Source organism: Vibrio sp. RC586 (assembly GCF_000176715.1).
GTDB lineage: Bacteria > Pseudomonadota > Gammaproteobacteria > Enterobacterales > Vibrionaceae > Vibrio.
Genome location: NZ_ADBD01000007.1, coordinates 280,209 through 307,017 on the forward strand (window position 1 = coordinate 280,209; position 26,809 = coordinate 307,017).

The 26,809-nt window shown below is 45.3% G+C and carries 21 protein-coding genes and 1 riboswitch; of the genes, 8 read left to right on the top strand and 13 right to left on the bottom strand.

The window, feature by feature from the left end; genetic code table 11:
* Positions 1-47: 47 nt before the first annotated feature.
* Entirely contained in the window at positions 48-887 is an 840-nt protein-coding gene (gene thiD / locus VOA_RS12840; protein WP_001128451.1) for a bifunctional hydroxymethylpyrimidine kinase/phosphomethylpyrimidine kinase, read from the bottom strand.
* Positions 888-947: 60 nt separating this feature from the next.
* A riboswitch (TPP riboswitch) is annotated at positions 948-1,070 on the bottom strand.
* A 34-nt stretch (positions 1,071-1,104) separates the two neighbouring features.
* Positions 1,105-1,722 (bottom strand): sugar O-acetyltransferase, encoded by a 618-nt coding sequence (locus tag VOA_RS12835; RefSeq protein ID WP_000085702.1) that lies wholly within the window; start codon positions 1,720-1,722, stop codon positions 1,105-1,107.
* Positions 1,723-2,006: 284 nt separating this feature from the next.
* Between VOA_RS12835 and VOA_RS12830 the strand changes: the two genes are divergently transcribed.
* From VOA_RS12830 to VOA_RS12815, 4 genes are all read left to right on the top strand, one after another.
* Positions 2,007-3,461 carry an HD domain-containing phosphohydrolase gene (locus VOA_RS12830; protein WP_000799114.1) on the top strand — a complete coding sequence of 485 codons (1,455 nt, stop codon included), beginning with the start codon at positions 2,007-2,009 and terminating at the stop codon, positions 3,459-3,461.
* A gap of 288 nt (positions 3,462-3,749) precedes the next feature.
* Complete coding sequence (locus VOA_RS12825) at positions 3,750-4,940, top strand: amino acid aminotransferase (RefSeq protein WP_000462154.1); 1,191 nt, start codon at positions 3,750-3,752, stop codon at positions 4,938-4,940.
* Positions 4,941-5,137: 197 nt separating this feature from the next.
* Positions 5,138-7,027 carry a CBS domain-containing protein gene (locus VOA_RS12820; protein WP_000338515.1) on the top strand — a complete coding sequence of 630 codons (1,890 nt, stop codon included), beginning with the start codon at positions 5,138-5,140 and terminating at the stop codon, positions 7,025-7,027.
* Between the two features lie 5 nt (positions 7,028-7,032).
* Positions 7,033-7,734, top strand: coding sequence for a 3'-5' exonuclease (locus VOA_RS12815; protein ID WP_000487812.1), 702 nt, complete (start codon positions 7,033-7,035; stop codon positions 7,732-7,734).
* A 96-nt stretch (positions 7,735-7,830) separates the two neighbouring features.
* Here VOA_RS12815 and VOA_RS12810 read toward each other — a convergent pair whose 3' ends face one another.
* The gene (locus tag VOA_RS12810; RefSeq protein WP_000779062.1) at positions 7,831-9,714 is read right to left on the bottom strand and encodes a methyl-accepting chemotaxis protein; all 1,884 of its coding nucleotides are present in this window, start codon (positions 9,712-9,714) and stop codon (positions 7,831-7,833) included.
* A 414-nt stretch (positions 9,715-10,128) separates the two neighbouring features.
* On the opposite strand from VOA_RS12810, the gene VOA_RS12805 reads away from it, so the two are divergent.
* Positions 10,129-11,766 carry a glucan biosynthesis protein G gene (locus VOA_RS12805; RefSeq protein WP_000621894.1) on the top strand — a complete coding sequence of 546 codons (1,638 nt, stop codon included), beginning with the start codon at positions 10,129-10,131 and terminating at the stop codon, positions 11,764-11,766.
* Between the two features lie 18 nt (positions 11,767-11,784).
* A complete protein-coding gene (gene mdoH / locus VOA_RS12800) occupies positions 11,785-13,947 on the top strand; it encodes a glucans biosynthesis glucosyltransferase MdoH (protein ID WP_000184206.1) in 2,163 nt (720 codons plus the stop codon).
* A 46-nt stretch (positions 13,948-13,993) separates the two neighbouring features.
* Here mdoH and VOA_RS12795 read toward each other — a convergent pair whose 3' ends face one another.
* From VOA_RS12795 to VOA_RS12770, 6 genes are all read right to left on the bottom strand, one after another.
* Positions 13,994-15,013, bottom strand: coding sequence for a LacI family DNA-binding transcriptional regulator (locus tag VOA_RS12795; protein ID WP_000101071.1), 1,020 nt, complete (start codon positions 15,011-15,013; stop codon positions 13,994-13,996).
* A 100-nt stretch (positions 15,014-15,113) separates the two neighbouring features.
* Positions 15,114-15,872, bottom strand: coding sequence for a chitin disaccharide deacetylase (gene chbG / locus VOA_RS12790; protein ID WP_000864252.1), 759 nt, complete (start codon positions 15,870-15,872; stop codon positions 15,114-15,116).
* Positions 15,873-15,894: 22 nt separating this feature from the next.
* The gene (locus tag VOA_RS12785) at positions 15,895-17,217 is read right to left on the bottom strand and encodes a 6-phospho-beta-glucosidase (protein ID WP_000089161.1); all 1,323 of its coding nucleotides are present in this window, start codon (positions 17,215-17,217) and stop codon (positions 15,895-15,897) included.
* A gap of 9 nt (positions 17,218-17,226) precedes the next feature.
* The gene (locus tag VOA_RS12780) at positions 17,227-17,535 is read right to left on the bottom strand and encodes a PTS lactose/cellobiose transporter subunit IIA (protein ID WP_000434491.1); all 309 of its coding nucleotides are present in this window, start codon (positions 17,533-17,535) and stop codon (positions 17,227-17,229) included.
* Between the two features lie 48 nt (positions 17,536-17,583).
* On the bottom strand, positions 17,584-18,915 hold the full coding sequence (locus VOA_RS12775) for a PTS sugar transporter subunit IIC (RefSeq protein WP_000780655.1): 1,332 nt from the start codon (positions 18,913-18,915) through the stop codon (positions 17,584-17,586).
* 91 nt (positions 18,916-19,006) lie between these two features.
* Positions 19,007-19,312 (bottom strand): PTS sugar transporter subunit IIB, encoded by a 306-nt coding sequence (locus VOA_RS12770; protein WP_000722178.1) that lies wholly within the window; start codon positions 19,310-19,312, stop codon positions 19,007-19,009.
* Between the two features lie 241 nt (positions 19,313-19,553).
* On the opposite strand from VOA_RS12770, the gene cod reads away from it, so the two are divergent.
* Positions 19,554-20,849 carry a chitin oligosaccharide deacetylase gene (gene cod / locus VOA_RS12765; protein WP_083806395.1) on the top strand — a complete coding sequence of 432 codons (1,296 nt, stop codon included), beginning with the start codon at positions 19,554-19,556 and terminating at the stop codon, positions 20,847-20,849.
* A gap of 119 nt (positions 20,850-20,968) precedes the next feature.
* On the opposite strand, the gene VOA_RS12760 is transcribed toward cod, so the two are convergent.
* Positions 20,969-22,573, bottom strand: coding sequence for a BCCT family transporter (locus tag VOA_RS12760; RefSeq protein ID WP_032468204.1), 1,605 nt, complete (start codon positions 22,571-22,573; stop codon positions 20,969-20,971).
* A gap of 373 nt (positions 22,574-22,946) precedes the next feature.
* On the opposite strand from VOA_RS12760, the gene VOA_RS12755 reads away from it, so the two are divergent.
* The gene (locus VOA_RS12755) at positions 22,947-23,426 is read left to right on the top strand and encodes a MarR family winged helix-turn-helix transcriptional regulator (protein ID WP_000410816.1); all 480 of its coding nucleotides are present in this window, start codon (positions 22,947-22,949) and stop codon (positions 23,424-23,426) included.
* A 2-nt stretch (positions 23,427-23,428) separates the two neighbouring features.
* Here VOA_RS12755 and VOA_RS12750 read toward each other — a convergent pair whose 3' ends face one another.
* The 3 genes from VOA_RS12750 to VOA_RS12740 form a co-directional block, all read right to left on the bottom strand.
* Complete coding sequence (locus tag VOA_RS12750) at positions 23,429-24,067, bottom strand: response regulator transcription factor (protein WP_000360441.1); 639 nt, start codon at positions 24,065-24,067, stop codon at positions 23,429-23,431.
* Positions 24,060-25,415: a cache domain-containing protein gene (locus VOA_RS12745; protein WP_001128524.1), complete on the bottom strand. Its 1,356-nt coding sequence runs from the start codon at positions 25,413-25,415 to the stop codon at positions 24,060-24,062. The genes VOA_RS12750 and VOA_RS12745 overlap by 8 nt, the downstream gene beginning before the upstream one ends.
* Before the next feature lie 106 nt (positions 25,416-25,521).
* The gene (locus tag VOA_RS12740) at positions 25,522-26,805 is read right to left on the bottom strand and encodes a TRAP transporter large permease (protein WP_000579488.1); all 1,284 of its coding nucleotides are present in this window, start codon (positions 26,803-26,805) and stop codon (positions 25,522-25,524) included.
* Between the last annotated feature and the right edge of the window lie 4 nt (positions 26,806-26,809).

The following is a 26,809-nucleotide window of genomic DNA, read 5'->3' on the forward strand; positions in this document are numbered from 1 at the left end:
TGCAAAAACCGTCTCTAGCGAGACGGTTTTTTTATACCCAAAACTCACTATTCTTCACGTTTATCCATTTGTAACGAATAAAAATGGTGTACTGGTCCATAACCCTGACCGATTTTCAGTTGATCAGCATGCAAGATCGCCTGATGGATATACTGCTTTGCTTTCTCAACCGCCTCTTTCAACGCATAACCTTGCGCAAGATAGGAGGCGATCGCCGATGAGAGTGAACACCCCGTACCATGTGTGTTTTGGGTGGCAATGCGTGGCGCGCGGAAAGGGTAGATATCGTTCGCTTCGATCAGCAAATCATCACTGTCCCTTTGCTGATGATTATGCCCCCCTTTGAGCAAGACGGCTTGAGCGTCTAACTGACTTAGTGCAACAATGCCCTGCTGTGGATTTTGTTGCCATTCTTGCTCTGTCATCCCCACTAAAACGGCCGCTTCCGGTAGATTAGGCGTGATGAGACTAGCAAGTGGCAACAGCTCATTTTTTAAGGTGATCACGGCATCTTCTGCGAGTAGATGATGCCCGCTGGTTGAAACCATCACCGGATCGAGCACAACCCATTGGGGTTGATATTGACGCAATTTTTTGGCAACCAGAGTGATGATTTGGGCATCCGCCAACATGCCAATTTTTACCGCCAAGACAGGAATATCACAGAAAATCGCCTCCAATTGCTGCTCAATAATCTCTAGAGGTAGAGGAAATACCGCTGAAACACCTTGCGTATTTTGCGCAGTAATCGCGGTAATCACCGAGCAAGCATAGCTTCCAGTTGCGGAAATGGCTTTGATATCGGCTTGAATCCCCGCTCCGCCGCCACTGTCTGATCCAGCAATGGTGAGCACTATAGGGGTAGGATTTGAAGAGATTAGTGGCATAAAGGCTCCTGTGAAAAACAGGAACTGATCCCAAACCGCAGATGAATGGCAAAACAATACGAGCTGTTGAGGATAGTTCCCTACGTCAGTTCTAACTGAATCAGGTTCAACGGGTCTCGCTACGCGATCTCAGCCTTCAATTCGCACTCTTTCATGCGCTCTCAGGCTCCCCGACTACGAGCGGCATCTTAACAGCATTTAATGCGGTGGACAGCGATTATTTCTCACTTTCAATAAAGTCGAGATCACGCCACATTTCCTCTAATTCCACTTCAGACGGCATTTCACTGTGCTCAATTTGGCGAATCACTCGACATGGATTCCCCACGGCAACGCAATCAGGCGGAATATCTCTTGTTACCACGCTTCCAGCACCAATGACACTGCGAGCACCAACGGTAACGCCATCAAGCACAATCGCGCCCGCGCCAAGCCACACGTTATCTTCAATCACAATCGGGTTGCCAGCCGCAATCGGTAACACACGCTGTGCAAGATCAAGTGGATGCCCAACGGTACTGATCACCACATTCGGTCCCATCTGCACATATTCACCAATCATCACTGGGGCAATATCCAAAATGATGACGTTGGTGTTTAAGAAACCACCACATTTGAAATGAATGTTATGGCCTAAATCGCAGAAAAACGGAGGCACTATCGTCACACCGTTTGCCGCACCCAAGAGCGAATTTAATATCACTTGCCGTTCAGCATGCTGGGCTGGACGTGTATGGTTGAAGTCATACAGCTTCTCTTTGACCTCCATTTGATAGGTAATCAAATCTCGGTTTATGGGTAACTGAACTGAAAAATCTTTCAAATCACGGCTCATGTGCTTCCTCATTTTCTGTTTACCTCTGACCATAAGCACTCAAATCGAATAGAAAAACCTCGTTGCATAAAGGTTGAGAGCCAAATAACACATTACATCAGGTAGTTAGCATTAAGGAGTGATACGACCACTCAAAAAATCATCTTTCAAAGGTGGTGATTACTTCATGATGCCTATAAGATTCGCAACTTTCATTAAAAATGATAATAAATCGCACTTGCTTTAATTAAGCAGTTTATACTTGAGTTGCTGTAACTTATTGACCTTTGGTACTACCGCTTGCTATGAAAAATACTATCCACAATATCAAACTCACATTTGGGCTTTATGCGCTCGCAGGAGCACTGTTTGCTCTATACACGAGCCGTGTCTGCCCTTTTCTTGCCACTCTGACCACTCGTGAAATTGCCACCCAAGTTAGCGTGGTATTTTTCCTCGCTTGGTTAATCCGCCATACACTGTTTCGTCATCACTCATGGGCAAAAAAGCAACAATTCACTCAATTAGATACCTGCCTGCTGTTTTGTATCAGTATCCCCTTCGCAGCCTATTACAACTTTCATTACCAATTCACGCTCGATAGCAATTTGAAAGTGTTGTTTGGCATGACCTTATTTGGTTTTTTTACGGGAGCTTTACTGCAACTGAGTGCCAAATTACGCACATTACGCCAAACACCACAGTCCATGACAGTAGCGCTCTTTGCCCATGAGCGGCGCTCTTTAGTGAATCAATTGATCGGTCTGATTTTTATTTTGGTTTGTACCTTGACCATAGTGCTCAGTATGGTGGCATTGAAAGACATTTACTGGCTAGAGAATCATCCCACCCACTTACTTGATGGCAGTGGAAAAATCAGCATTCTGAAAGAGTTTGTCTTCCTTTCTTTGGTTCTTGGTGGCTATGTTACCGCTATTTTGATGCTGTGGAGCCGAGTGATGAAAGAGATCCTTGCTCATCAAGAACACTCTTTACAAGCGGTCACTGAAGGCAACCTCCAAGTTCGTGTACCCATTTATTCTAACGATGAGCTAGGCAACGTAGCCATGTTGACTAACCAGATGCTGGACAGCTTAGAAACCACGCAAAATGAAGTGAAGACGACACGAGATGTCGCAATCGTCAGCCTCTCAGCTCTCGCTGAATCGCGAGATAATGAAACAGGTGCTCATATTCTTCGTACTCAGGAATACGTTAAGGCACTGGCAGAGCACATGGCACAGTCTTCGAAATACAAACCGTTGCTGACTCCCAATTACATTGAACTGCTTTATAAATCCGCGCCCTTGCATGACGTCGGTAAAGTCGGCATCCCCGATTTGGTTCTACTCAAACCAGGAAAACTCACCGATGAAGAGTTCATGGTCATGAAAGATCATCCACGTATCGGTGCGCAAGCGCTTGCGATTGCCGAAAAACATTTAGGCACCAGTTCATTCTTAGCTATTGCCAAAGAAATCGCCCTAACCCATCACGAAAAGTGGAATGGCACAGGTTACCCCTCTCAATTACAAGGTGAGGATATTCCGCTCTCAGGTCGTTTGATGGCATTAGCCGATGTTTACGATGCCTTAATTTCCGCTCGTGTCTACAAACCTGCGTTTAGCCATGAGAAAGCTAAATCCATTCTTATCGAAGGCTCAGGAAGTCATTTTGATCCTGCCGTAGTTGATGCCTTCCTTGCTGTTGAAGACAAATTCATCGCGATTGCGGCACATTTTAAAGACGCTGAATCATAAGACTTGCTGAAAATTTAATACGTAATAATCCCAAAATACGTGGAAACGGTTCGATAGCAACCCATGCATCAGCACTATCTTATTAATAAAGCCCAGCCCTAAACTGAAAAGCTTAGGGCTTTTACATCACAAAATGACCTACTATTCCCAATTTCTCAGCCAAGTAAAAATTTTTCGATATTTTCTTTCAGGTACTGTTGTCACCAGAATTCGAGGAAGGTATAAATACGGTAAATTTTGATGAGTTCAATCATCCCTTCCCACCCTAACTTGACATGGATGTGCATTATGTTCGAAAAAGTCGTTGCCGCCCCAGCAGACCCAATTCTTGGTTTAACTGAAGAGTTCAAAAAAGATCCTCGTACCGACAAAATTAACCTCGGTGTAGGTATTTATAAGAATGAAGCAGGCGAAACCCCTGTTCTCGCTACCGTAAAGAAAGCAGAGGCAGCACTGCTTGAATCAGAGAAAACCAAATCTTATCTGACGATTGAAGGGACTGCTGAATACGGTTTAGCCGTACAAAAACTGCTGTTCGGCGAAAATTCAAACATAGTGACCCAAAAACTGGCAAAAACCGCACAAGCCCCAGGTGGTACAGGTGCTCTGCGTGTTGCTGGCGAATTTATTAAGCGCCAATTGGGTAATGTGAAAGTGTGGATCAGCAACCCAACTTGGGCTAACCACCACGGTGTGTTCAATGCAGCGGGTTTAGAAACCACGCAATACGCTTATTATGATGCCGAAGCTAAAGACAAGAGCTTTGCTGCTATGCTGGCTGATTTAGAGCAAGCAGCGAAAGGCGATGTGGTACTGCTCCACGGGTGCTGTCACAACCCAACTGGCATCGACCCAACTGAACAAGAATGGGAAGTACTGGCAAAGTTAGTTGCCGATAAAGGTCTACTACCTTTGTTTGACTTTGCTTACCAAGGTTTTGCGACTGGTGTGGAAGAAGATGCAGCAGGTCTGCGTACTTTTGCCAAATACAATTCAGAAATTCTTGTCGCAAGTTCATTTTCAAAAAACTTTGGCCTGTACAACGAGCGCGTTGGTGCATTCACTCTCGTAGCACCATCCGCAGCAGTGGCTGAAACTGCATTTTCACAAGTGAAAGCAATCATTCGTTCAATTTACTCAAACCCACCGGCTCACGGTGCTGCGGTTGTGACTTATATTCTGAACAACCCTACCTTACGTGCGGAGTGGGAAGCTGAAGTGGCTGAAATGCGTGAACGCATTCAAGAAATGCGCGTGCTATTCGTCAACACATTGAAAGAAGTGGGCGTAAACGCTGACTTTAGCTTTATCGAACGCCAAAACGGTATGTTCTCTTTCTCTGGTCTAAATAAAGAACAAGTCGCACGTTTGAAATCGGAACTGGGTATCTACATTGTGGGGTCAGGTCGTATCAGTGTTGCTGGCATGACAAAATCTAACATGCTGCCATTGTGCAAAGGCATCGCTGCGGTCATGTAAGTTCGCAGCAACCATGCTTTCTCAAAACCGGCTCAAAGAGCCGGTTTTTTGTTTTTTCAGAATTGATTTTAACGTTACTTTCCCTAGCTCTATGCCCTCCCCTCAGATTAGGCTTAACGTGGCAATATGATGTAGTATGATTGCCCCAAACCGCCAAAAACATCGCAAAACAGATGTTTGTAACGAGAGGAGCCTTCATGGACGCCGAGTTAATCGAGATTCAGCAATTTCTGCAACAGCATCCCCCTTTTGATGCCCTACCATCTGACCTGTTATCCGAAGTCACCCAAGAGATTGAAATTGCCTATTTTCGCAAAGGCACACCGATCATTAACCACAAACAAGCCATCAATGACCTGTATCTGATCCGCAGTGGAGCCGTCGAAGTCTATCGCCGTCATGGTGAATTGTATAACCGACTCACCGAAGGTAGCCTTTTTGGACAGATGGGCTTGTTGACGCGTAACCAAGTCTCTTTCGCGGTCACCGCGATTGAAGATACGCTGCTGTACTGCATCCCAGAAGCCCTCTTTCATCGCCTCCATCAAGAATTTGATAGCTTCGCCGATTTCGTGGAAGTCGAACAGTCGGCACGTTTACGCCAAACGGTTAAGAAACAAAAAGAGCAAAATGACCTGATCACCAGTAAAGTGAAGCAGTTGTTAACTCGCCCAGCGCCAACCATTGATAAACAGGCCACCATCCAACAGGCAGCACTACGCATGGCGGACGAGAATCTCTCTGCTCTGCTTATCCTAGATGATTACATTCTGCACGATGCAGAAGATGACTCAACACCTGTGGTCGGCATTATTACCGAGCGAGATCTCTGCCGCCGAGTTCTTGCACATGGTATTGATACCCAGCAAGCCGTGAGCCAAGTGATGACCCATGAGGTAATTTCTCTTGATCACAATGCCTACGTTTATGAAGCCATGCTTGTGATGCTACGCAATAATGTCCACCATCTTCCGGTACTGAGAGAAAAACAGCCTATTGGCATCATAGATATGACGGACATCGTGCGCCATGAATCACAAAACTCTTTGCTCTTGGTGAGCCGTATCTATCAACAGACCAGCATCGATGAATTAGCGCAACTCGCGAGTGAAGTGCAAGCGAGCTTCGTACGGCTCGTCAATGAAGATGCCAACTCACACATGATTGGCACTGCGATGTCCACCATTGGCCGAGCCTTTACACAACGGATTATTGAGTTGGTAGAAGCAGAATTAGGCGAAGCCCCTGTGCCTTACTGTTTTGTTGCGTTTGGGTCCATGGGGCGCGATGAGCAGCTGATTGTGACTGATCAGGATAATGCCCTGATTTTGGATGATCGTTATGACACACAACAACATGGTGCATATTTCACGCAATTTGCCCAATCGGTTTGTCATGGCTTAGACCTCTGTGGTTACCCACTTTGTGATGGCGAGATCATGGCTAGTAACCCCAAGTGGCGTATGACTCGCAAAGATTGGGAGAACTGTTTTGCTGATTGGATTGACAACCCAAACCCACAAGCATTACTCAATGCATCTATCTTTTTCGATCTGGATGGCGTTTACGGGAGAACCAAGTGGGCAGAACAGCTTTCAAGTTTTATCGTACGCCGCGCAAAACGCAATCAACGCTTTTTAGCCTGCTTAGCGCGTAATGCTCTCAATCGCACCCCACCGCTCGGTTTTTTCAAAAACTTCGTAATGGAAAAAGATGGACGTCACAATAATTCGATTAATTTGAAACGCCGAGGTACAGCACCGTTGGCGGATTTAATTCGCGTTCATGCACTCGCCGCAGGATCTAGAGCAAAAAACTCGTTTGAACGTTTGGATGATGTCATTGAAGCTGGCTTACTTCCGCAAGGGAAAGGTAAAGATCTGCGTGATGCACTCGAGTTTATTGCCATGGTGCGTATTCGTCATCAAGCCATCGATGTGGAACAAAAGAGAGAGGCAGATAACAGCATCGAGCCCGAAAATCTCTCTGACTTTGAACGACGCAACTTAAAGGATGCATTTCAAATTCTCAGCAATGGGCAGAATTTTCTCAAATACCGCTATCAGGCGAATCAACACTTTAAGTGAGTCTTATGTTTCAGTCTGCCATTTATTGGCCTTCGCGATTTGCACATTTGGCCCAGCAAGCCCAACAAACCGTATTGCAAAACTATTATGCTCACCCCGTAGTGGATGGTTCAGTCCCAATTTGCGAATGTCCTCTCGTGGCACTTGATTTTGAAACTACAGGACTGAATGCGCAGCAAGATGACATCCTAAGCATTGGCTTAGTTCCATTCAATACCCAGCGTATCGCCCTAAAACAAGCGCGGTATTGGTTGGTGAAACCCAGTCGACCTTTGGAAGAAGATTCTGTTGTCATTCACGGCATCACACACACTGAACTGAAACATGCCCAAGAACCTGAAGTGGTGTTTAGTGAGTTATTCGATGCCCTTCGTGGAAAAATCGTTGTTGCACATTTTCGCCACATTGAGCGTGAATTTTTGCGCCAAACGACCCTGAAACTTTGGGAGGAAGCGGTAGAGTTTCCTATCATTGATACATTAGAAATCGAGCTCTCAGTACAAAATACGCAACGCTCACTCTGGCAACGCCTGTTACGTAGCCCAATTCCTTCAGTGCGGCTTGGGCAATCACGCTTACGTTATGGCCTTCCTGCGTATTCCCCCCATCAAGCACTGACCGATGCGATTGCGACCGCTGAGCTTTTTCAAGCGCAATATGCACACCATTTGCGGCCAGAGACACCCATACAATCTCTTTGGTTGTAATTTATTGTGAAACAATCACCACCTCTAAAAAGGTGGTTTAAGGATGGCAAAACAAAATGGAGCGCAATGCGCTCCATTTTCGGTTAAAGACCCGACTTAGAGTTTGAAACGTCGGATTTCTTGCTCCAACTCATGAGAAAGCTCAGAAAGTTCCGCCGCCTGTTCTGCCGCTGAATGCGCTTCATGCGCTAAATCATTTGAAACATCACGGATACCTACGGTATTGCGCGTAATCTCTGATGTGACCGAAGCTTGCTCTTCTGCCGCCGAGGCAATTTGAGTTGCCATGTCACTGATGCGCTCAACCGTTTTATGAATCTGCTCTAAGCTCACCGAAGCCGCATTCGCATCATCAACGCTGGTATCCGCCAAACGACGGCTGTCATCCATAATGCCAACCGCTTTACCCGTAGTGGCTTGCAATGTCTCAATCATTTGCTGGATTTCTTTGGTCGAAGCATGAGTACGCTGGCTAAGTACGCGCACCTCATCCGCAACAACCGCAAAACCACGGCCTTGCTCGCCGGCGCGCGCAGCTTCAATCGCCGCGTTAAGTGCTAACAAATTGGTCTGTTCAGCAATATTTTGAATGGTCGAAAGAATGGTACTGATCTGGTGCCCGTGAGCTTCTAGCTCCTGAATAACCTCTGTGGCCACTTGCACTTCTTCCGCCAGAGACTGGATCGAACGCTGAGTCTGAGTAACTTGGGTGCTACCGTGAACACAAGCCGTTACTGCTTCTCCGGAATTTTGAGCAGTATGATCGGCGTTACCAGCAATCTCCTGAGTTGCTGCCGCCATCTCATTAATCGCAGTAGCCACCATATTAATTTCATCTTGTTGCAAACGAATTCGGTTACTACGTTCTTCCGCTTGTGCCGCAGTTACGTTCGCCTGCTGTGATAGTGCCTTTGAAACATGACTTAGTTTCAACACCATGTTATGCATGTTGCTAACAAAAGTATTGAAGTTGCTCGCTAACTGTCCGACTTCATCATCGCTCCGTGGCTCAAGGCGTTGGGTAAGATCAGCATCGCCTGAGGCAATTTCTTCCAACGCTTTAGACACTCGACTTAAATCACGGAATAAGAAACTGACCAACCAAGAAACAATCCCCACAACAACTAAAGTGATTAACAGAGCGGTAATCATCAAATCAGTAAGCAGTTCAGAATGAGCGGCATACTCAGTATTACTGTCCATTTGAACTGCAAAGTACCAAGGAGTATCTGGAACCGCAGCAAAGAAGAAGTATTTTTTTATCCCCTTCAATTCTAGCCCAATCAGTTCACCTTGATTTGCAGCTTTTTCAATCGTACGAATATCCAGCTCAGAGGAAAGTGTAGTGACAGATTTGAGTAATAGAGACTTATCGGGATGTGCAAGGAAAGCGCCATCTTGGCCATCAATCAACATAGCATGGGCGTTTTTACCTACATCCATACTGATCACATCAGCAATCAACTGGTCAATCAATACATCTGCACCAACAACACCACTCATGCTCCCTTGTATGCGGATAGGCTCCGCGATAGTGACCAAAAGTGCCCCTGTAATCGCGTCACTATAAGCGGTGGTAATGATTTGCTTACCCGCACTTGCTGCATCTTTATACCAAGGGCGTGTACGAGGGTCATAGTCAGCACGATTGCGTTCAGGGTGCGAACGATACATCGCCCCTTCTGTCGTACCATAGAAGATATCATCGAAGCCACCCGCATTTCGTGCCTGCTGTAAATAAGGGACTACATCTTGTGCGGTGACATAGTCGTTGAATGCAGAGCTAATGGATTTACGAATTGAAATCCAGTCAGAAATACCTTGAGCAGCCGTCGAAGAGATCGCGTCAGCACGAGTATAAACAGCATTGCTGGTTTGCTGTTGCAATTGACTGGCGGAAAGCCAAGTCAATGCCGTTGCCATCACCACCACTGCCGATAAACTTGCGCCAATCAGTTTGTGTTTTAGTGTTAATTTCATTTTTCAAACAAGAGGTTGGAACAAAGGGATGGCGATAGTAAACACTATTTGCATACTACGCACTCGTTTTGTCATTTTTTCTCACAACCTGTCACAGACCAGGATTAACCAGATGTGATATAAGGTTTTCTGTTAACGAAGTTTTGACCGCTGACAAAAAATCAACGCGACAGGAAGTATGACTTAAGCGTGATTTGCATTCCAAGTTCACATATAACAAAAGGATATAAGCATATGAATAGAAAATATCTGATAAAGACAGTTATCAACAACATATGTTGTGCATTTTTTCCCAATTCTGATATCTTTCGCGCTGAATGAGACCTGTGTTTCCCTGCGATACCGTCCGGTAAGCAAGATTACAGCCAACTCTTAAGCTTTCGTCGTATTTCACTTTTTATCGGTTCATTTCATATGATTCGTGTGTCTAATGCCGTGCAACGTCACGCGCAAAAAATGGTTTTACTTATCTCCCTGTTGTTTGGAGCTGCACTACTGATGTCTGATGAAGGCTTTGCTACAGATATCAAAAACGCTGAACCTTCTGCACCAGTGAATCCCGAACCCACTAAGCCAACCAAAAATGGGGAGGCTAAAAATGTGGTTCGTTTTGCCAAAACCGGTGCTTTCGATAATGACACCGTGGTTCGTCTCGCTCGCCAATTAGCGAAAAAGCCTTATGTTGCCTTAAAAGATCCCCTACCGGAGAGTTTGGCAAATATCAATTATGATGAGTACCGCGATATTCGTTTTAAACCCGATAGCGCAGTGTGGAAAGCGGATGGTTTACCTTACCAGATGCAATTATTCCATCGTGGTTTCTTCTTCCAAGACTTAATTGAGATTGCCCTTGTTGAAGGCAACAAATCTACCCACTTGAGCTATGACCCAAGTATGTTCAGTGCGGGTGAAGTTCTTCAACAAAAACTGCCGACCGAAGATATCGGTTACAGCGGTTTACGCGTGCACTACCCACTAAACAATGCTTCTTACTTCGATGAGCTATTCGTTTTCCAAGGGGCAAGTTATTTCCGTGCACTTGGTAAAGGTAATGCTTATGGTCTTTCAGCTCGTGGCTTGGCAATCAAAACGGCTGATCTAGCTGGTGAAGAGTTCCCTATCTTCCGTGCATTCTGGGTTGAAAAACCGAACTACGATACTAACTTGATCGTGGTTCATGCTTTGCTAGATAGCCCAAGTGTATCGGGAGCTTATCGTTTCTCAATCCGTCCGGGAGAAAACACTCGTATGGACGTCGAAGCAGTACTTTTCCCACGCGTAGAGTTAAGCAAAGTCGGTTTAGCCCCTGCGACTAGTATGTTCATGCATTCGCCTAATGGCCGTGAGAAGACCGATGATTTCCGTCCATCTGTACATGACTCGGATGGTTTGTTGATGATCAATGGTCGCGGAGAGCGTTTGTGGCGCCCATTGGCCAACCCTAGCACTCTGCAAGTCAGCGCCTTTATGGACAACTCACCACAAGGTTTTGGTTTGATGCAGCGTGAACGTGATTACGCCAATTACCAAGACTTGGAAGCTCATTACGAAAAACGTCCAAGCCTATGGGTTGAACCTGTAGGAAATTGGGGGGCTGGCGCAGTGGTATTAACAGAGATCCCGACCCAGTCAGAAATTCACGACAACATTGTCGCTTTCTGGAAACCGGCACAACCTCTTGCTGCGGGCAGTGAATATCGCTTCTCTTATCACCTCAATTGGGGCGCACAACCAGAAGAGAATCCACAAGCGATCATTGTTAGTCGAACTGCAAGTGGACGTGCTGATATTGCCAAGCCAACGCCAAAACGCTTGTTTGTCGTTGATTACCAAGTACAAGGTGCCAAACCTGCACAAATGCCGGAACCTAAAGTACGCAGCAATGCAGGGATAATCAGTAACGTTGTACTACGTGATAACCCTGCCAATAATGGCTATCGCCTATCATTTGAGTTTGATCCAGGCGAAGTTACGCTGGCCGAACTACGTGCAGAGCTGACACTGCAAGAAGCGCGTCCAGTAGAAACTTGGTTGTATCGTTGGACCCTGTAGCTAATACTCGGATTTTTTATGACAAACCCTATGGTTGAACAAGGTGCCTCCCAGTTAATGGGGGGCACTGCCATGCCACCAGAACAACACGGCGATATGCCTGAGCAAAACCTGAAACAGCTCAGTGAAGGTTTTCCTCGCACAGCAATTCAATCGGGGGGAGTGAAGTCTAACCCTCTGCGCCGTGTGTTTGTTGTTGGCTTTGCTCTACTCCTCTCTGCTTTCGCGATTAATGAAATGCGCGGTGTCTTTTTAGTCGGTGGATTAACTCCCGTTGAATACGCCGTATTAATGCTGTTTGCAATCAACTTCTGTTGGATCGCTTTAGCTTTCTCTGGCTCTATTGCGGGCTTTTGGGTCTTAACTAGCCGAAAGAAAACAGTGGTGATAGAACAACCACTCACAACCCGTACGGCAATCCTCATGCCAACTTACAATGAGGCACCCGATCGCGTTTTTGCCGCCGTTGAAACCATGGCCTTAGCGCTTGCCCAGAGTGAACATGGGCATGCTTTCGACTGGTTCATTCTCAGTGATACCACCGACCCTGAAGTCGCTTTGGCTGAAGAGCAAGCTTTCTGGTTACTGCGTCAACAAACAACAGGTCAAGCCAACGTTTACTACCGTCGCCGCCGTAAAAACATTGCACGTAAAGCAGGTAACATTGCCGATTTCTGCCGCCGTTGGGGTTCAGCCTATGAACACTTACTGGTACTCGATGCAGACAGTGTAATGCAACCTAGTACGATGATTTCACTTGCTCAGCGCATGCAAAGTGACCCTGACGCAGGCTTAATTCAAACAATTCCTGCTCTGATCAATGGCACGACGCTCATGGCTCGTGTGCAGCAATTTGCCGCACGCATCTATGGACCAATCGTAGGAACAGGCCTTGCGTGGTGGGTTCAAAAAGAAGGTAACTTCTGGGGGCATAATGCGATTATTCGTACCGAAGCCTTTATGAGTGCTGCTGGACTACCCCATTTGTCTGGCCGTCCTCCGTTTGGGGGGCATATTCTGAGCCACGATTTCGTGGAGGCGGCTTTAATCCGCCGTGCGGGTTGGAGCGTGACTATCGCAGCAGATTTGAGTGGTTCATTTGAAGAGTGTCCCCCCTCAATCATTGACCTAGCCGTACGCGATCGCCGTTGGTGTCAAGGTAACCTGCAACACAGTCGGATCATAGGTACAAAAGGTCTGCACTGGATCAGTCGTCTACACTTGACCACGGGCATCATGTCTTACCTATCATCACCATTTTGGTTATTGCTGATCCTGTCCGGTTTATTACTGGCTCTACAAGCGCACTATATTCGCCCTGAATATTTTACTGAGCAGTTTTCGCTCTTCCCAACATGGCCGGTGATGGACTCTGCTCGGGCGTTACAACTGTTTTACATCACTATGGGTATTCTATTCAGCCCGAAAATTTTCGGATTACTGCTTCTGATGTTTGATAGCGCAATGTGCCGAACCTTAGGTGGACGCTTTAGGGTCATGCTCAGTGCGATTACTGAGATCTTACTCTCTGCGTTAGTTGCACCTATCATGATGCTAATCCATTGTGGGGCTGTTGTTTCTATTCTGTTTGGTCGAGACAGTGGCTGGGCTCCACAACGCCGTGATGATGGCAGCTTGCCTGTCATCGATTTACTGTATCGACACCGCTGGCATATGGCAGCCGGTGTGTTACTAGGTTATGCAGCCATGCTTGACTCATGGACGCTACTCGCGTGGATGTCACCAGCTCTAATTGGATTATGGCTTTCTGTCCCACTTTCTGGGATGACGGCTTCACACTCAATCGGTGCTTGGTTTAAGAAAAAGCGTATTCTTGCCACACCTGAAGAAATTGAAACTCCGGCAATTGTGCTTGCGGCACAAGCTCGTCGTGAAGAGTATGTTACTGATCTTCAAGAGGTGTGGAGCGCACGCATGGTTCTTGCCGACAACAACTTGATTGCTCTGCATATTGCCATGATGGATAAACTCCCCTCACGTCAACCAGGCTCTGCGATTGAACCTTTAGACGCGGTTGCTCGAATTAAAGTGCAAGAAGCAGAAAGCCAAGAAAGTCTACTCGCCCTCTTAACCAAAGTGGAGCTAAGCTATGTTTTAGGTAATCCACTTCTGATACAACAAGTCGCGAAACTTCCGCCAACACTGTGTCATAACGGCTAAAGTCTGTGGCCTATCCTCTTTTTTGCGATAGGCCACTTTATCTCTGCTATTTTTCACTTTCCAATGCCGAGAGCATGAGTTGATCGGCTTTACGCTTTTTCAAAATCGGGCTAAAACTCTGCGCCCCTGTGGTAGGTTGCTGCTTTAGCATTTCGATCAATGACTGAACTGCCACTCGCGCCATTTCACTAATCGGGAAATGTACAGCTGTCACTGTTGGGTAAAGACTCTCGCACAAATCGACACTATCAAAACTGACTAAAGAGATCTGCTCTGGTACATTGATTCTTTGCTCGTGCAAGTATTGTAATGCCCCAGTCGTCATCTCTTCACTACAAGAAAAAACAGCGGTGATCTCTGGATGACGAGCCAAAAGTTGCTGCATCGCCAAATAGCCACTCTTGCGACCATAGTTTCCTTCTTCACACAGCGACTCACACGGAATAATGCCAACATGAGCTAATGCATCCAAGTAACCTTGCTTACGTAAACAACTATTGTGTCTGTGTAGTGGTCCCGTAATACAAGCGATCTTTCTATGCCCTTGTTGCACAAGATGATTTACTACCAGCTCGCTTGCTCCACGATGATCAAAAGTGATACAGCGTTCTTCCAAGCCTTCAACATGGCGATCTAGCAAAACAAAGGGGGTATCTTGCTGCGCTAAAGCGCGCAAATCATCATCCGATAAATATCGGCTATGTAAAACGTAACCATCACAGCGCAAATCGTGGAAACGCTGTATCGCGTCTCTCTCTCCTTGTGCAGAGTGATGTCCTTGTGCGGTGATCAAAAATTTATGGTGCTGATCCAATTCGGTCTGCACTTGCTCCATCATTTCACCAAAAAAACCCCCAGTATAATAAGTAACCAGAAGGCCCATCATGTTGGATGAAGAAGTGGCTAAGGATCGCGCTATCGCACTCGGTCGATAATTAAGTTGAGACATGGCTTGCTCAACTTTACGTCGAGTCTCTTCTTTAAATTTCCCTTCGCCATTGATGATTCTAGATACGGTGGAGCGGTTTACACCTGCTAATTCAGCAACATCTTTAATTCTTGCCATATTTGGAGCCTATAGGAAGTCAAAAACTTCAGAGAAACAAGGAACTGCCCGCTTTCACCAAAATTAATTACACAAGGTTCAACTCGGCGAGACATCCCCATCATACACAGGTGTGGATAGGAGCAAAATTCAATGCCGAGTAATCCGTGACTTCGATATCATGCTCTACCAACAATTGTATTAATTGTGAGCTGGTTAGAATACGCAGCTCTTCTTCTCTTTGTTTGGCATAGCCACTACACTTTTCCAATAATGAATCAACCATAGCTGGGTGACACATAACTTCAACTAGATCAAAGCTTTCTTTTAGCTCAAGCAAATGTGCTATCAAGGGTTCTATGCCCAAACGTTGATCATAAAAAAAATCAGTAAAGTGGTAGCGGCATCCAAACTCTTCCTCCCCTGCCATTCCGATTGATCGGAGCGGCACGTGATACTTCTTAGAAACCTCATAAATGATAGGGGTAAATTGTGGATGCGTATGGGCGTGATGATGGCTATCCATATGACTGAGAGTGAGTCCCAATTTGAGAAAGTGCTCAACTTGGGCAATCGCCTCATGGTAGATCGCATGCGGTTGGTAATCTCTGCGCTTCCAGAAGTTTCGGTAAGTGGTAAAGACACCATTTTCATCGGTTAAATTTCTTTCACCCGTTAAAGGACGTCCTGCCGTAAATCTCAGATGAAGGCCAATTTTTAGCTGCGACAGTTGCTTCGCCAACTTAACAGCATGTTGCTCTGCCGGCATGCCCACCATCAAAGTAGTTGATTTAACTACCCCACCAAGATGCGCTTTTACGATGCCTTCGTTGACTCCAGGGGTTAAACCAAAGTCATCCGCGTTAAAAATCACCTTCATCTAGAGATTCACCTTATTAGAGTTACCATGTAGTCAGTTTAAATTGGGGCAGATAAGCGGCATTTTCACGCAGAATATCATTCAAAATTGCTTTTGCTCGGCCAATATCCGGAACCAGTGGGTTATTGGTTAAAGCCATTAAAGCAAGGTTATAATCGCCATGTACAGCTGCTTCAATCGCCAGTTGCTCATACGCTTTCACTTGATGTAATAGCCCACTGACCTTTGGAGAAAGATCACCCACTGCAATAGGTTTTGCCCCCCAGCTTCCCACCACCGCACTACACTCAATCACAGCATCATTTGGCAATGAGCTGATCGCACCATTATTCGGCACATTAACCACGTGTATACCATTGCGGTTATTGTAAATGGCATCGACCAAATTTAGTGACGCATCTGAATAATAAGCCCCTCCACGAGCTTCTAATTCTTTGGGTTTATGATCAAGATTTGGGTCTTGATAGAGCTCAAACAAGGCCTTTTCAGTGGCCATGACTTGCTCAGCTCTCGTTCCTTTTTCTTTAGCACTCAGTTTTTCTTCTGCCAACATCGCATCTGTTTGATAAAAATAGCGATGATATGGGCAAGGAATTGCCCCTAAGGCCTTTAAAAACTCAGGATCCCAAGGTTCCTCCCAGATATTTTTCATACTGAAATTGGCACCATCACCCACTTTTTCCAAGACGGTTTGGGTAATATTTTTACCATCTAGCCAAGCCTGATGCACCCAAACTAAATGGTTTAGTCCAGCAAACTCAAGCTGCAGTGCCTTGGGTTCACACTCCATTATCTCAGCAATCATCATCTGCATAGAAACGGGAACATTACACAAACCTATGCTTTTGACTTTCGAGTATTTACTGACGGCTTCAGAAACTAAACCAGCAGGGTTGGTAAAATTCAGCATCCATGCATTGGGGGCTAACTCTTCTATATCCCGACAAATGTCTAATATCACTGGAATTGTTCTGAGTGCTTTGGCAAAACCACCAGGCCCTGTAGTTTCTTGCCCAATTACGTCATATTTCAGTGGAATTCGCTCATCATTTGCTCTTGCTGTAAGTCCTCCAACACGAAATTGAGTCATCACAAAATCCGCACCAGCAATCGCTTCTCTCCGATCGAATCCCGCTTTGATTTCAATGTCCGCGCCAACCTTGTCAACCATTCGTTGAGCAAGGTCTCGAATGATATGTAATTTTTCAGTACCCACTTCAATATCGACAAAGTGCAGTTGTTTTACGGGAAGAAAATCTAATCTTTTTAGAACTCCTTCCACTAATTCGGGTGTATAACTACTGCCACCACCGATGATCGCCAGCTTTAATGCATTTCGAGACATGCTATTCCCTCACCCTGCTAACTGTTTATGTAATGCCACCATTTCAGTTGCCATCTCTTGTGCGAGTATCGTGGTCATTAAATGATCTTGGGCATGTACCATGACCAAAGTCATCGGCACTTTTCCTTCACCTTGGTCTTCCTCAATCAATTGCGTTTGAATGAGATGGGCTCTGTTTAGACACTCTTTCGCTTGACGGAGTTTTTCTTCCGCCTGCTCGAATGATTTGGTTCGCGACAAACGCAATGCCTCATAGCACAGGCTTCTCGCCTCACCGGCATTACAAATGATTTCCATCACGACGAGTTCTTGTTCCATTATTATCTCCTAAGCCAAGGCTACCCAAACGGACAGCCTTATGCCGTACTATGCTGTTACGCCTTGGCCCTTGGGCTCAGCCGTTTTCACTTTACTTTCTGTTGGTTGTTCTTGCTCAAGCACTTGTTTCTCAAACATTTTGAAGAAGGGTAAGTAAATGAACAGATCAAGGATCAGCAGGCCTACAACGAGCAACACTGGAGTAAATGACCAGCCACTGCCCCATGAAGCACCGATAATCGCAGGAGTTGTCCAAGGCGTTGTTGCCACTCCCATCCCTACAAAACCTAACTGAATAGCAAAATAGGCAATCGTAGCATTGATGACTGGTGCGAAAACAAAGGGGAGAAACAGAATCGGGTTCATCACTACTGGACTACCAAAGATCACGGGTTCGTTAATTTGGAAGAATCCAGGAACTGCGCTCATACGACCGATGCTTTTTAGGTGTGCTGAACGACTGAATGACATTAGGATCACTAACGCTAGAGTGGCACCCGAACCGCCAATAAATATGTAAAAATCCCAGAATGGTTGAGTGAAGATATTTGGTACTGGTTGACCTGAAACAAACGCATCAATATTCGCATCAATATTAGTCAAGAAGATAGGCGACAATAAGCCCACCACAATCGCGGCTCCATGAATCCCCGCAAACCAGAGTAGTTGACACACTAACAACGCACCGATAATCGCTGGTAATGTGTTAGATGCGCTGATTAATGGTTTGAACATTGCCATAACTGCATCAGGAATCAGCATGCCATACTCCACTTGAACAAAGAGGCTCAATGGATAAAGTGTCAGGAAAATCGCTAATACTGGTAACAGCACTTCAAATGAACGAGCGATGGCAGGAGGCACTTGCTCTGGCATACGGATAGTGATGTTGTACTTTTTCATAAAGCGGTACAGCTCTACAGCAAAGAAAGCACACATAACCGCGGTAAAGATCCCTGTGCCCCCCATGTGCGCCATAGATAAGCTATCTTCTTTCGCTGGCGCTGCAACCAATAAAAAGCTCATCAATGAAAGTACCGCACTCGTGATACCGTCCATTTTGTAAGCTTTCGCTAAGCTGTACGCGACACCCAGAGAAACGAATATGGTCATGATCCCCATCGACATGTTAAAGGGCATCATGATGGTATCGAAATGAGTAGTCGCAAAGTCTAGCCATACTCGACCAAAAGCATTGGTGGTATTTTCGGAAAAAGGAGGAAATGCAAAAATTAAAATAAAACTACCCACAATGATAAATGGCATCGCGACAATAAAACCATCACGCATCGCTCTCACATGGGGCTGGTTACCCACTTTAGCAGCTATGGGTGCTATATGTTTTTCTACGATTCCAATTATCGCATCATAAAGCTTCATAGGATTCACCTTATATTTTAGATAAAGACTATACAGACCATCATTTAATTAATGAGGATGGAATTAAAATATACTCTGTAAAAAATTAGATTTAATTAATTAAATCTAATGCTTGTTGAAGAACTTCGTCCCCTTTCATCATGCCGTAAGCTTGTGGAGAGATCGCAGCAATATTTTTTCCGTATTCATTGGCTGTTTTACGCAGTTCTTCCAACTGAAAGCGCACTTGAGGACCCAATAAGCAGACATCGTACTCTTGGATTACATCTTCAAACGCATTGACCGACAACGCATCAATCTTACACTCAATCCCTTTTATTTCAGCAGCTTGCTGCATTTTCTTAACTAACATACTGGTAGACATCCCAGCACTACAGCAGAGTAGGATTTTTTTCATGACCCAAACTTCCCTTGTTTAAATATCGACCTAAAAACTGTAGCAAATTAAAACAACATAAAAAAGCGCAACCGGTTGCGTTATTCGTGAACAAAATCCCATTTTAGATAGTTGGCACTATTTCTAGGGATAACTTTCTGGATAGGATAATTAGAGAAGTCAAATAAGCACCATGGGCTAATTTGTCATTTATATCAATAAAGACACTCGCAACGTCACTCCAAAATATTTTATTTAAATAATGGATTTTAAAATGAAATTAAAAAACTTGGCTCTATTAACCGCAATAACTCTGGCAATTTCTGGCCCTTCACTTGCAAACAGCACTCCTAAGGGCACGATTTATTTGACATTTGATGACGGGCCGATCAACGCGTCTATCGAAGTGATTAAGGTTTTAAATCAAGGAGGTGTAAAAGCTACATTTTATTTTAACGCTTGGCACTTGGATGGCATTGGTGATGAAAATGAAGATCGCTCTTTGGAGGCTTTAAAACTAGCACTAGATTCTGGTCATATTGTGGGCAACCACAGCTACGACCATATGATCCACAACTGTGTTGAAGAGTTTGGCCCAACAAGTGGAGCTGACTGTAATGCAACAGGCAACCACCAAATCAACTCTTATCAAGATCCCGTTCATGATGCAGCCACATTTGAACAAAACCTGATCACTCTTGAAAAGTACCTGCCCACCATTCGTAGTTACCCTAACTATAAGGGGAATGAACTTGCTCGTCTGCCATATACCAATGGCTGGCGAGTGACAAAACACTTTCAAGCGGATGGCTTATGTGCGACTTCAGACAACCTGAAACCTTGGGAACCTGGTTATGTCTGTGATCCAGCAAATCCTTCAAACAGTGTTAAAGCATCCATCCAAGTACAAAACATTCTTGCGAACCAAGGTTATCAAACTCATGGTTGGGATGTAGATTGGGCGCCAGAAAACTGGGGTATTCCTATGCCTGCCAATAGCTTAACCGAAGCTGTACCCTTTTTGAGTTATGTGGATAAAGCATTAAACAGCTGTTCACCGACAACGATTGAACCGATTAACTCGAAAACACAAAAATTCCCCTGTGGTACACCACTGCATGCAGATAAAGTCATTGTTCTAACACACGAATTTTTATTTGAAGACGGTAAACGTGGTATGGGGGCAACTCAGAACTTACCAAAACTGGCTGAATTTATCCGTCTTGCGAAAGAAGCAGGTTATGTATTTGATACAATGGATAATTACACTCCACGTTGGACAGTTGGTAAGAGTTATCAATCTGGAGAGTATGTGCTGCATCAGGGGGCTGTATACAAAGCAGTAACAGCGCACACGGCGCAAGAGGATTGGGCACCATCATCAACGTCTAGTTTATGGACAAATGCTGACCCTGCGACAAATTGGACGCTCAATGTCGCCTATGACCAAGGTGATGTAGTAAATTATAAAGGCAAACGCTATTTGGTTAATGTCCCTCATGTTTCTCAGCAAGACTGGACACCTAACACTCAGAACACCTTGTTCACAGCTTTGTAAAAAGCTGCTCCTATCTATCGTCAGATAGTTTGCGCGGGGAACTCTCCGCGCTTTTTTATGCATTCTCGAAGAGATAGGAAACTCATATCCCTTACCATTTTTGCCAAGCACCTCTCATATCAATGCTGGTTAAGGCTTTTAGTTTGGGAAGAAAACTCAGGCTCTGTCTTTAGCCCTTTCCACAAACTGACACACATAAGCAGCAAAATGACGGTAAATGGCAGCGCCGTTGAAATTACCCCCGCTTGTAATGCTTGCACGGCTTCTGTACCACCAATCCATAACAAGGCAATTGCCACTGCCCCTTCCAACACAGCCCAAAATACGCGCTGCAATACAGGAGAATCTAATTTACCACCTGACGTAATACTGTCGATCACCAGTGAACCGGAATCCGATGAGGTGATGAAAAACACTAATACCAGCACAACCGCAATCACCGAAAGTACTTTGCCGTAAACCAGTGAATCAAACAGTTGGAACATCGCGAGCGAAACATCGGTTAATCCATTTTGGCCAAGTGCACCAACCTTATTCATTACTTCATCAACAGCGAGGCCACCAAATACCGACATCCATACCAAGGTCACTAAGGTTGGGATCAATAATACCGCCACAATAAATTCACGGATTGTGCGTCCTTTAGAAACACGAGCGATGAACATACCAACAAAAGGTGACCATGAGATCCACCACGCCCAATAAAAGACTGTCCAACCTTGAAACCAGACTTCATCTTCACGACCATGAGGATTACTCAGTGGGATGAGATTTTGCAGATAAGCCAATAACGTGGCTGGGATTGAGGTAAAAGTTACGCTATAACCAATCACTGCAACCAAGAACAGCAGTAAAAATGCCACGACCATATTGATGTTAGAGATCACTTTCACACCACCATCAATTCCACGAGCAACAGACAATGTGGCTAAACCGGTAACGACACAGATGACCGCAATTTGTAGGCCAATACCTGACTCAACGCCAAATACATGGTGGATCCCTGAAGCCGCTTGCTGCGCACCAAGCCCCAGTGACGTTGCCAAACCAAACAGAGTGGCCAATACCGCGAGAATATCCACGATATGCCCAGCCCAGCCCCAAGCACGATCACCCAATAACGGATAAAAGACTGAGCGCATTGAAAGTGGCAACCCTTTGTTGTAGCAGAAAAAAGCCAGGGAAAGCGCAACGACACCATAAATCGCCCACGGGTGAAGCCCCCAGTGGAACATAGTTGCCCCCATCGCAAGTTGTGCTGCTTGCGGTGTATTAGCTTCAACACCTAGTGGTGTTTCATACCAGCCGGTGTAGTAAGCAATAGGCTCTGAAACACTCCAGAACATCAATCCAATTCCCATTCCGGCAGCAAATAGCATGGCGAGCCAAGATAAAAAGGAGTGATCGGCTTTCGCTGACTGCCCTCCTAAACGGATTCGGCCAAAAGGTGAAATCACCAACCCAATGCAAAAAAGTAGAAACAAATTGCCTGACCAGATAAATAACCAGTCAAAGCTCGCGATGATGCTCTGTTTGAATGAATCTAGCCCAACTTTGGCTTCATGGGCATCCACCAAAACGGTGAGTAATAAAAATACGCCAATAAAACCTGCACTGATTCCAAAGACAGGATTATGCACATCAAAACCCCATTTCTGTACATTATCTTGCCCAACGGTGTAATCCGTATTATCGATACTGTACTTATCAATTTCTTTCATCAAGTATCCTCTCTGAGTCATTTAAACCGAGCTCAATAACAATGACAACAAAGCATTTTCAAATTAATAATCACAAATTGCTTTGTACTCACTGTTAATTCCATTTATAAAAAGCACGATCATCTTACACAGATCACAGAAAAAATCCAGTTTACCACTCTAATCCACTACATTTCTGGCTAAAAACCACGCAAAACCCAAGACTGTAATAATTCAAACAAAAACAAATTAATTTGCACTCAAAACATTTTAGATCAATTAAAAACATCAAATGAAACACAATAAGAGTGAAAGTTGCTCTTAGCTCAACGCTTTAAAAACCAAGGGAAGTAAGGTATGGTTCGCGGCAGATTCAGCACAAATTTGGTGGGCCACTGTGGAAAAGCACGAAGAAGTATTAGTCGCACTCCGTCAGATCATCCGCGCTATTGATCTGCACTCAAAAAAACTTAATAAAGATGCCGGACTCACCGGACCACAATTAATCCTGATGCGTTCCATCCACGACTTAGGTGAAGAAGCCACAATTCGAGAGCTGGCCGTGCACACCAATATGAGCCAAGGCACAGCAACCACTATTCTGGACAGATTGGAACGTAATGGGTATGTGCAGCGTGTGCGTAGTAACAGCGATAAACGCAAAGTGCATGCTCATTTAACCGATGGCGGGCGTAAGCTACTGGCTCAAGCACCACTGCCGTTGCAAGAAAGTTTTGTGGAACAGTTTCATCAATTACAAGATTGGGAACAAAGCTTGCTGCTCTCTTCAGTGCAACGTATTTCGGCCATGATGAATGCGCAGGATATGGATGCCGCACCCGTGCTCACTATTGGCAGTATCACCCAACCTGAATAGGCTCACTCAAGCAAGCCGTGTTGTAGCGCGTATTGAGCCAGCTCTGCTGTGGAGTGAATGTCGAGTTTATGCTTGATGTTTTGCCTGTGAGTTTCAACCGTGCGGTAGCTGATATTAAGTAAAGAAGCGATTTTTTTACTACTACACCCTTGTGCAACCATACGCAAAATCGCTTCTTCACGACGGCTAAGTGGATTGGGTTTATTCGCGGAAGGTATAATCTCTTGGCTGAACAGTGTGGTGGTGGTCGATTCACAAAAGTAAGTCGCACCTTGATTAACCGTTTTGATCGCCTGCACCATTTTTAGCGCTGAGATCTCTTTGAGCATGTAACCCATCGCACCCGCCTGCATCACTTGCATGATGTATTCGCGGTTATCATGCATGGTTAGCATCAACACTTTGGTGTTAGGAACTTCTTCTTTAATTAAGCGTGTTGCTTCAATACCGTTCATGATCGGCATGCTGACATCCATCAGCACCACATCGGGCTGATGCAGTTTAACTAACTCTAGCGCTTCCAAGCCATTGCTCGCGGTCGCAACCACTTCAATCTCAGGCTCTTGCTCTAAGCGCGCAATAAAACCATCCAATACTACTTGATGGTCATCGACCATCACGACTCTGATTGGTTTATCCATAAACGCTTCCATCCAACTTCAATAAAACAGTAATTTCAGTGCCCAACTGTGGCTCACTACTTAATTCAAATTCACCACCAATAAACTCCACACGTTCGCGCATATTCCGTAGACCAATCCCGCGTTTTTGTAGTGCTTCTTTACTGGTAAAACCTACACCATCATCACGCACCATGAGTTGCAACATCTGGCCCATTTGCTGCAATAACACAGTGACTTTCCGTGCTTTGGCATGCTTTTCGATGTTGTTGAGCGATTCTTGCACAACACGATACAAGGTCGTTGCCACTTCCGATTTTAGCTTACCTGGCTGGGTGTCAAACAACATCTCAATTTCCATTTGCGAGTGCAGCTTAAAATCTTCCAGTAAGGTGGTTAACGCGGCTTGCAAGCCCAAATCATCCAACGCACTGGGGCGTAAATGGTGCGAAATTCGCCGAACTTCGTTAATTGCCGTCATTAGGGAGAGTTGGGATTTTTCTACATGTATCAATTGTTTTGGGTCCTGCAATTGACCTCCCAGCAACTCAAGATGGCATTTGCTGGAAACGAGAAGTTGATTAATCCCATCATGCAATTCACGCGCGAGATGTTTCTTCTCATCCTCTTGAAAAAGCACCGTTTTATGCACCAAATCTTTCAAGTTTTTGTCTGCTAAGCGGTGCTCATGCAGGTTAATCGCTAAGGTGAGGACAATGATCACGGCCACTGTGATGATCACAATCACCACCACAGAGAAGAAGGTGGTATCGATGTTGGTATTGATCGCCGCTTGCATCTTTTCCACTTCATGGCTGACATCTTCAATGTATAAACCAGTACCAATCATCCATTGCCAATTACCAAGCCAAGCGGAGTAACTGAGTTTAGGGACGGTTTCTCCCGTGGAAGGTTTGCGCCATAAATACTGGTGATAACCACCGCCGGATTGGGCTTGAAACAGCAAAGCTTGAATTAGATAATCGCCACGCTCATCTTGCAGCTCCCACAAGTTTTGCCCCACGAGTTCTGGCTGAGTGGGATGGACTAAATTGGTTCCTTGCGCATCGTAAGCAAAAAAATAACCATCAGAACCATAACGGATATTGGTTAAAACCGCTTTAACCTGCTTTTTGGCTTCCGCTTCCGTTAGATTTGGATTGTTGGCAATTAATTTCACCGCATCGAACGCCACATCAACACTGTCTTTTAATGAGGTTTCGCGCTCTTCAATTAACTTAGCGCGGAAAATCTCAACTTCACGCTGACCTAAGGTTTTGGCTTGATGAATCGAGATCCAACTGATACTTGCTGTCGCAAGCAATAAAGGCAGTAAAGCCAGTAAAATCAATTTGGCTTTGAGAGGCATTCCTTTTCCTCATACAAAAACTGCTTTTCGACCCTTCGAAAAGCAGTTTCACTTTAACAATTTGTGCTGAGCGATTGAATTTTGACACGCTCAGTCTTGAGTCGGATCACATTCCATAGAAGCCTGGGAACACCATAATCGAAACCAACACCAAGATTTGAATGAGGATAAAAGGCACGACACCGCGATAAATATCCATCGTCGTGACCGATTTAGGCGCAACGCCTTTGAGATAGAACAAGCTAAACCCAAACGGTGGTGTTAAAAACGATGTTTGCAGGTTCATCGCAATCAAGATCGCAAACCACGTCATATCCACATCGAGCAACACAGCTACTGGAGCCAGAATCGGAACTATGATGAAACAGATTTCCACGAAATCGATGAAGAAACCAAGAACCAAAATCACCAGCATAGTGACAATCAGGAAGCCCCATTTATCACCCGGTAGGTTCATCATCCACTCTTCGACCAGTTCATCGCCACCCGTGTAGGTAAACGCCATAGAGAAAGCCGTTGCCCCCAGTAAAATCGCAAACACCATGGCCGTAACTTTGACTGTCTCTTTTGACGCGTCATACACCATTTTCCAGCTGAATTGACCATAAGCCAGCGCCAGTAAAATAGCACCAGCACCACCTAAAGCGGCAGATTCAGTTGGTGTTGCCACACCTGCGAAAATAGAACCCAATACCACGATAATCAGTGTCAAAGGTGGAATAACCGCTTTCAGCGCTTTAATCACTTCTTGGCGACGAGATAACTCTGCATCCGGCTCAATCGGCATCGCTGCTTTCGGATGAAGCTTGGCGTAAATCAGGATGTAGATGATATAAGCTGCGACCAGCATCAAACCCGGCCAAAGAGCTGCTTGGAACAGATCGCCAACCGGCACACCAAGTACGTCACCCAATAGAATCAATACGATTGAAGGAGGAATGATTTGCCCTAACGTCCCTGACGCACAAATTGTGCCGCACGCTAACCCTTTGTCGTAATTATACTTGAGCATAACAGGCAAAGAGATAAGCCCCATCGCCACCACAGAAGCGCCCACCACGCCCGTAGAAGCCGCCAATAAGGTACCGACTAGCACGGTGGAAATCGCAACACCGCCATGAATGCCACCAAACAGACGCCCCATAGATTCGAGTAACTGTTCCGCCAGTTTGGTTTTTTGCAGCACTAGCCCCATAAACACGAACAGCGGCACTGCCATCAATACCGTGTTTTCCATAATCGATTGAATGCGGTAAGGCATAAACGCAAACATCTCTATGCCTTCAGCCCAAACACCAAAAATCAGTGCAATACCGCCAAAGGTAAACGCCACTGGAAAACCGATTAAAAGCGCAAACAGGGCAACGAAAAACATCACAATACCAATCATACGT

Bases quoted from the DNA above. Each gene is read 5' to 3' on its own strand.
- thiD (WP_001128451.1), bottom strand. From the start codon at position 887: ATGCCACTAATCTCTTCAAATCCTACCCCTATAGTGCTCACCATTGCT.
- VOA_RS12835 (WP_000085702.1), bottom strand. From the start codon at position 1,722: ATGAGCCGTGATTTGAAAGATTTTTCAGTTCAGTTACCCATAAACCGA.
- VOA_RS12830 (WP_000799114.1), top strand. From the start codon at position 2,007: ATGAAAAATACTATCCACAATATCAAACTCACATTTGGGCTTTATGCG.
- VOA_RS12825 (WP_000462154.1), top strand. From the start codon at position 3,750: ATGTTCGAAAAAGTCGTTGCCGCCCCAGCAGACCCAATTCTTGGTTTA.
- VOA_RS12820 (WP_000338515.1), top strand. From the start codon at position 5,138: ATGGACGCCGAGTTAATCGAGATTCAGCAATTTCTGCAACAGCATCCC.
- VOA_RS12815 (WP_000487812.1), top strand. From the start codon at position 7,033: ATGTTTCAGTCTGCCATTTATTGGCCTTCGCGATTTGCACATTTGGCC.
- VOA_RS12810 (WP_000779062.1), bottom strand. From the start codon at position 9,714: ATGAAATTAACACTAAAACACAAACTGATTGGCGCAAGTTTATCGGCA.
- VOA_RS12805 (WP_000621894.1), top strand. From the start codon at position 10,129: ATGATTCGTGTGTCTAATGCCGTGCAACGTCACGCGCAAAAAATGGTT.
- mdoH (WP_000184206.1), top strand. From the start codon at position 11,785: ATGACAAACCCTATGGTTGAACAAGGTGCCTCCCAGTTAATGGGGGGC.
- VOA_RS12795 (WP_000101071.1), bottom strand. From the start codon at position 15,013: ATGGCAAGAATTAAAGATGTTGCTGAATTAGCAGGTGTAAACCGCTCC.
- chbG (WP_000864252.1), bottom strand. From the start codon at position 15,872: ATGAAGGTGATTTTTAACGCGGATGACTTTGGTTTAACCCCTGGAGTC.
- VOA_RS12785 (WP_000089161.1), bottom strand. From the start codon at position 17,217: ATGTCTCGAAATGCATTAAAGCTGGCGATCATCGGTGGTGGCAGTAGT.
- VOA_RS12780 (WP_000434491.1), bottom strand. From the start codon at position 17,535: ATGGAACAAGAACTCGTCGTGATGGAAATCATTTGTAATGCCGGTGAG.
- VOA_RS12775 (WP_000780655.1), bottom strand. From the start codon at position 18,915: ATGAAGCTTTATGATGCGATAATTGGAATCGTAGAAAAACATATAGCA.
- VOA_RS12770 (WP_000722178.1), bottom strand. From the start codon at position 19,312: ATGAAAAAAATCCTACTCTGCTGTAGTGCTGGGATGTCTACCAGTATG.
- cod (WP_083806395.1), top strand. From the start codon at position 19,554: ATGGATTTTAAAATGAAATTAAAAAACTTGGCTCTATTAACCGCAATA.
- VOA_RS12750 (WP_000360441.1), bottom strand. From the start codon at position 24,067: ATGGATAAACCAATCAGAGTCGTGATGGTCGATGACCATCAAGTAGTA.
- VOA_RS12745 (WP_001128524.1), bottom strand. From the start codon at position 25,415: ATGCCTCTCAAAGCCAAATTGATTTTACTGGCTTTACTGCCTTTATTG.
- VOA_RS12740 (WP_000579488.1), bottom strand. From the start codon at position 26,805: ATGATTGGTATTGTGATGTTTTTCGTTGCCCTGTTTGCGCTTTTAATC.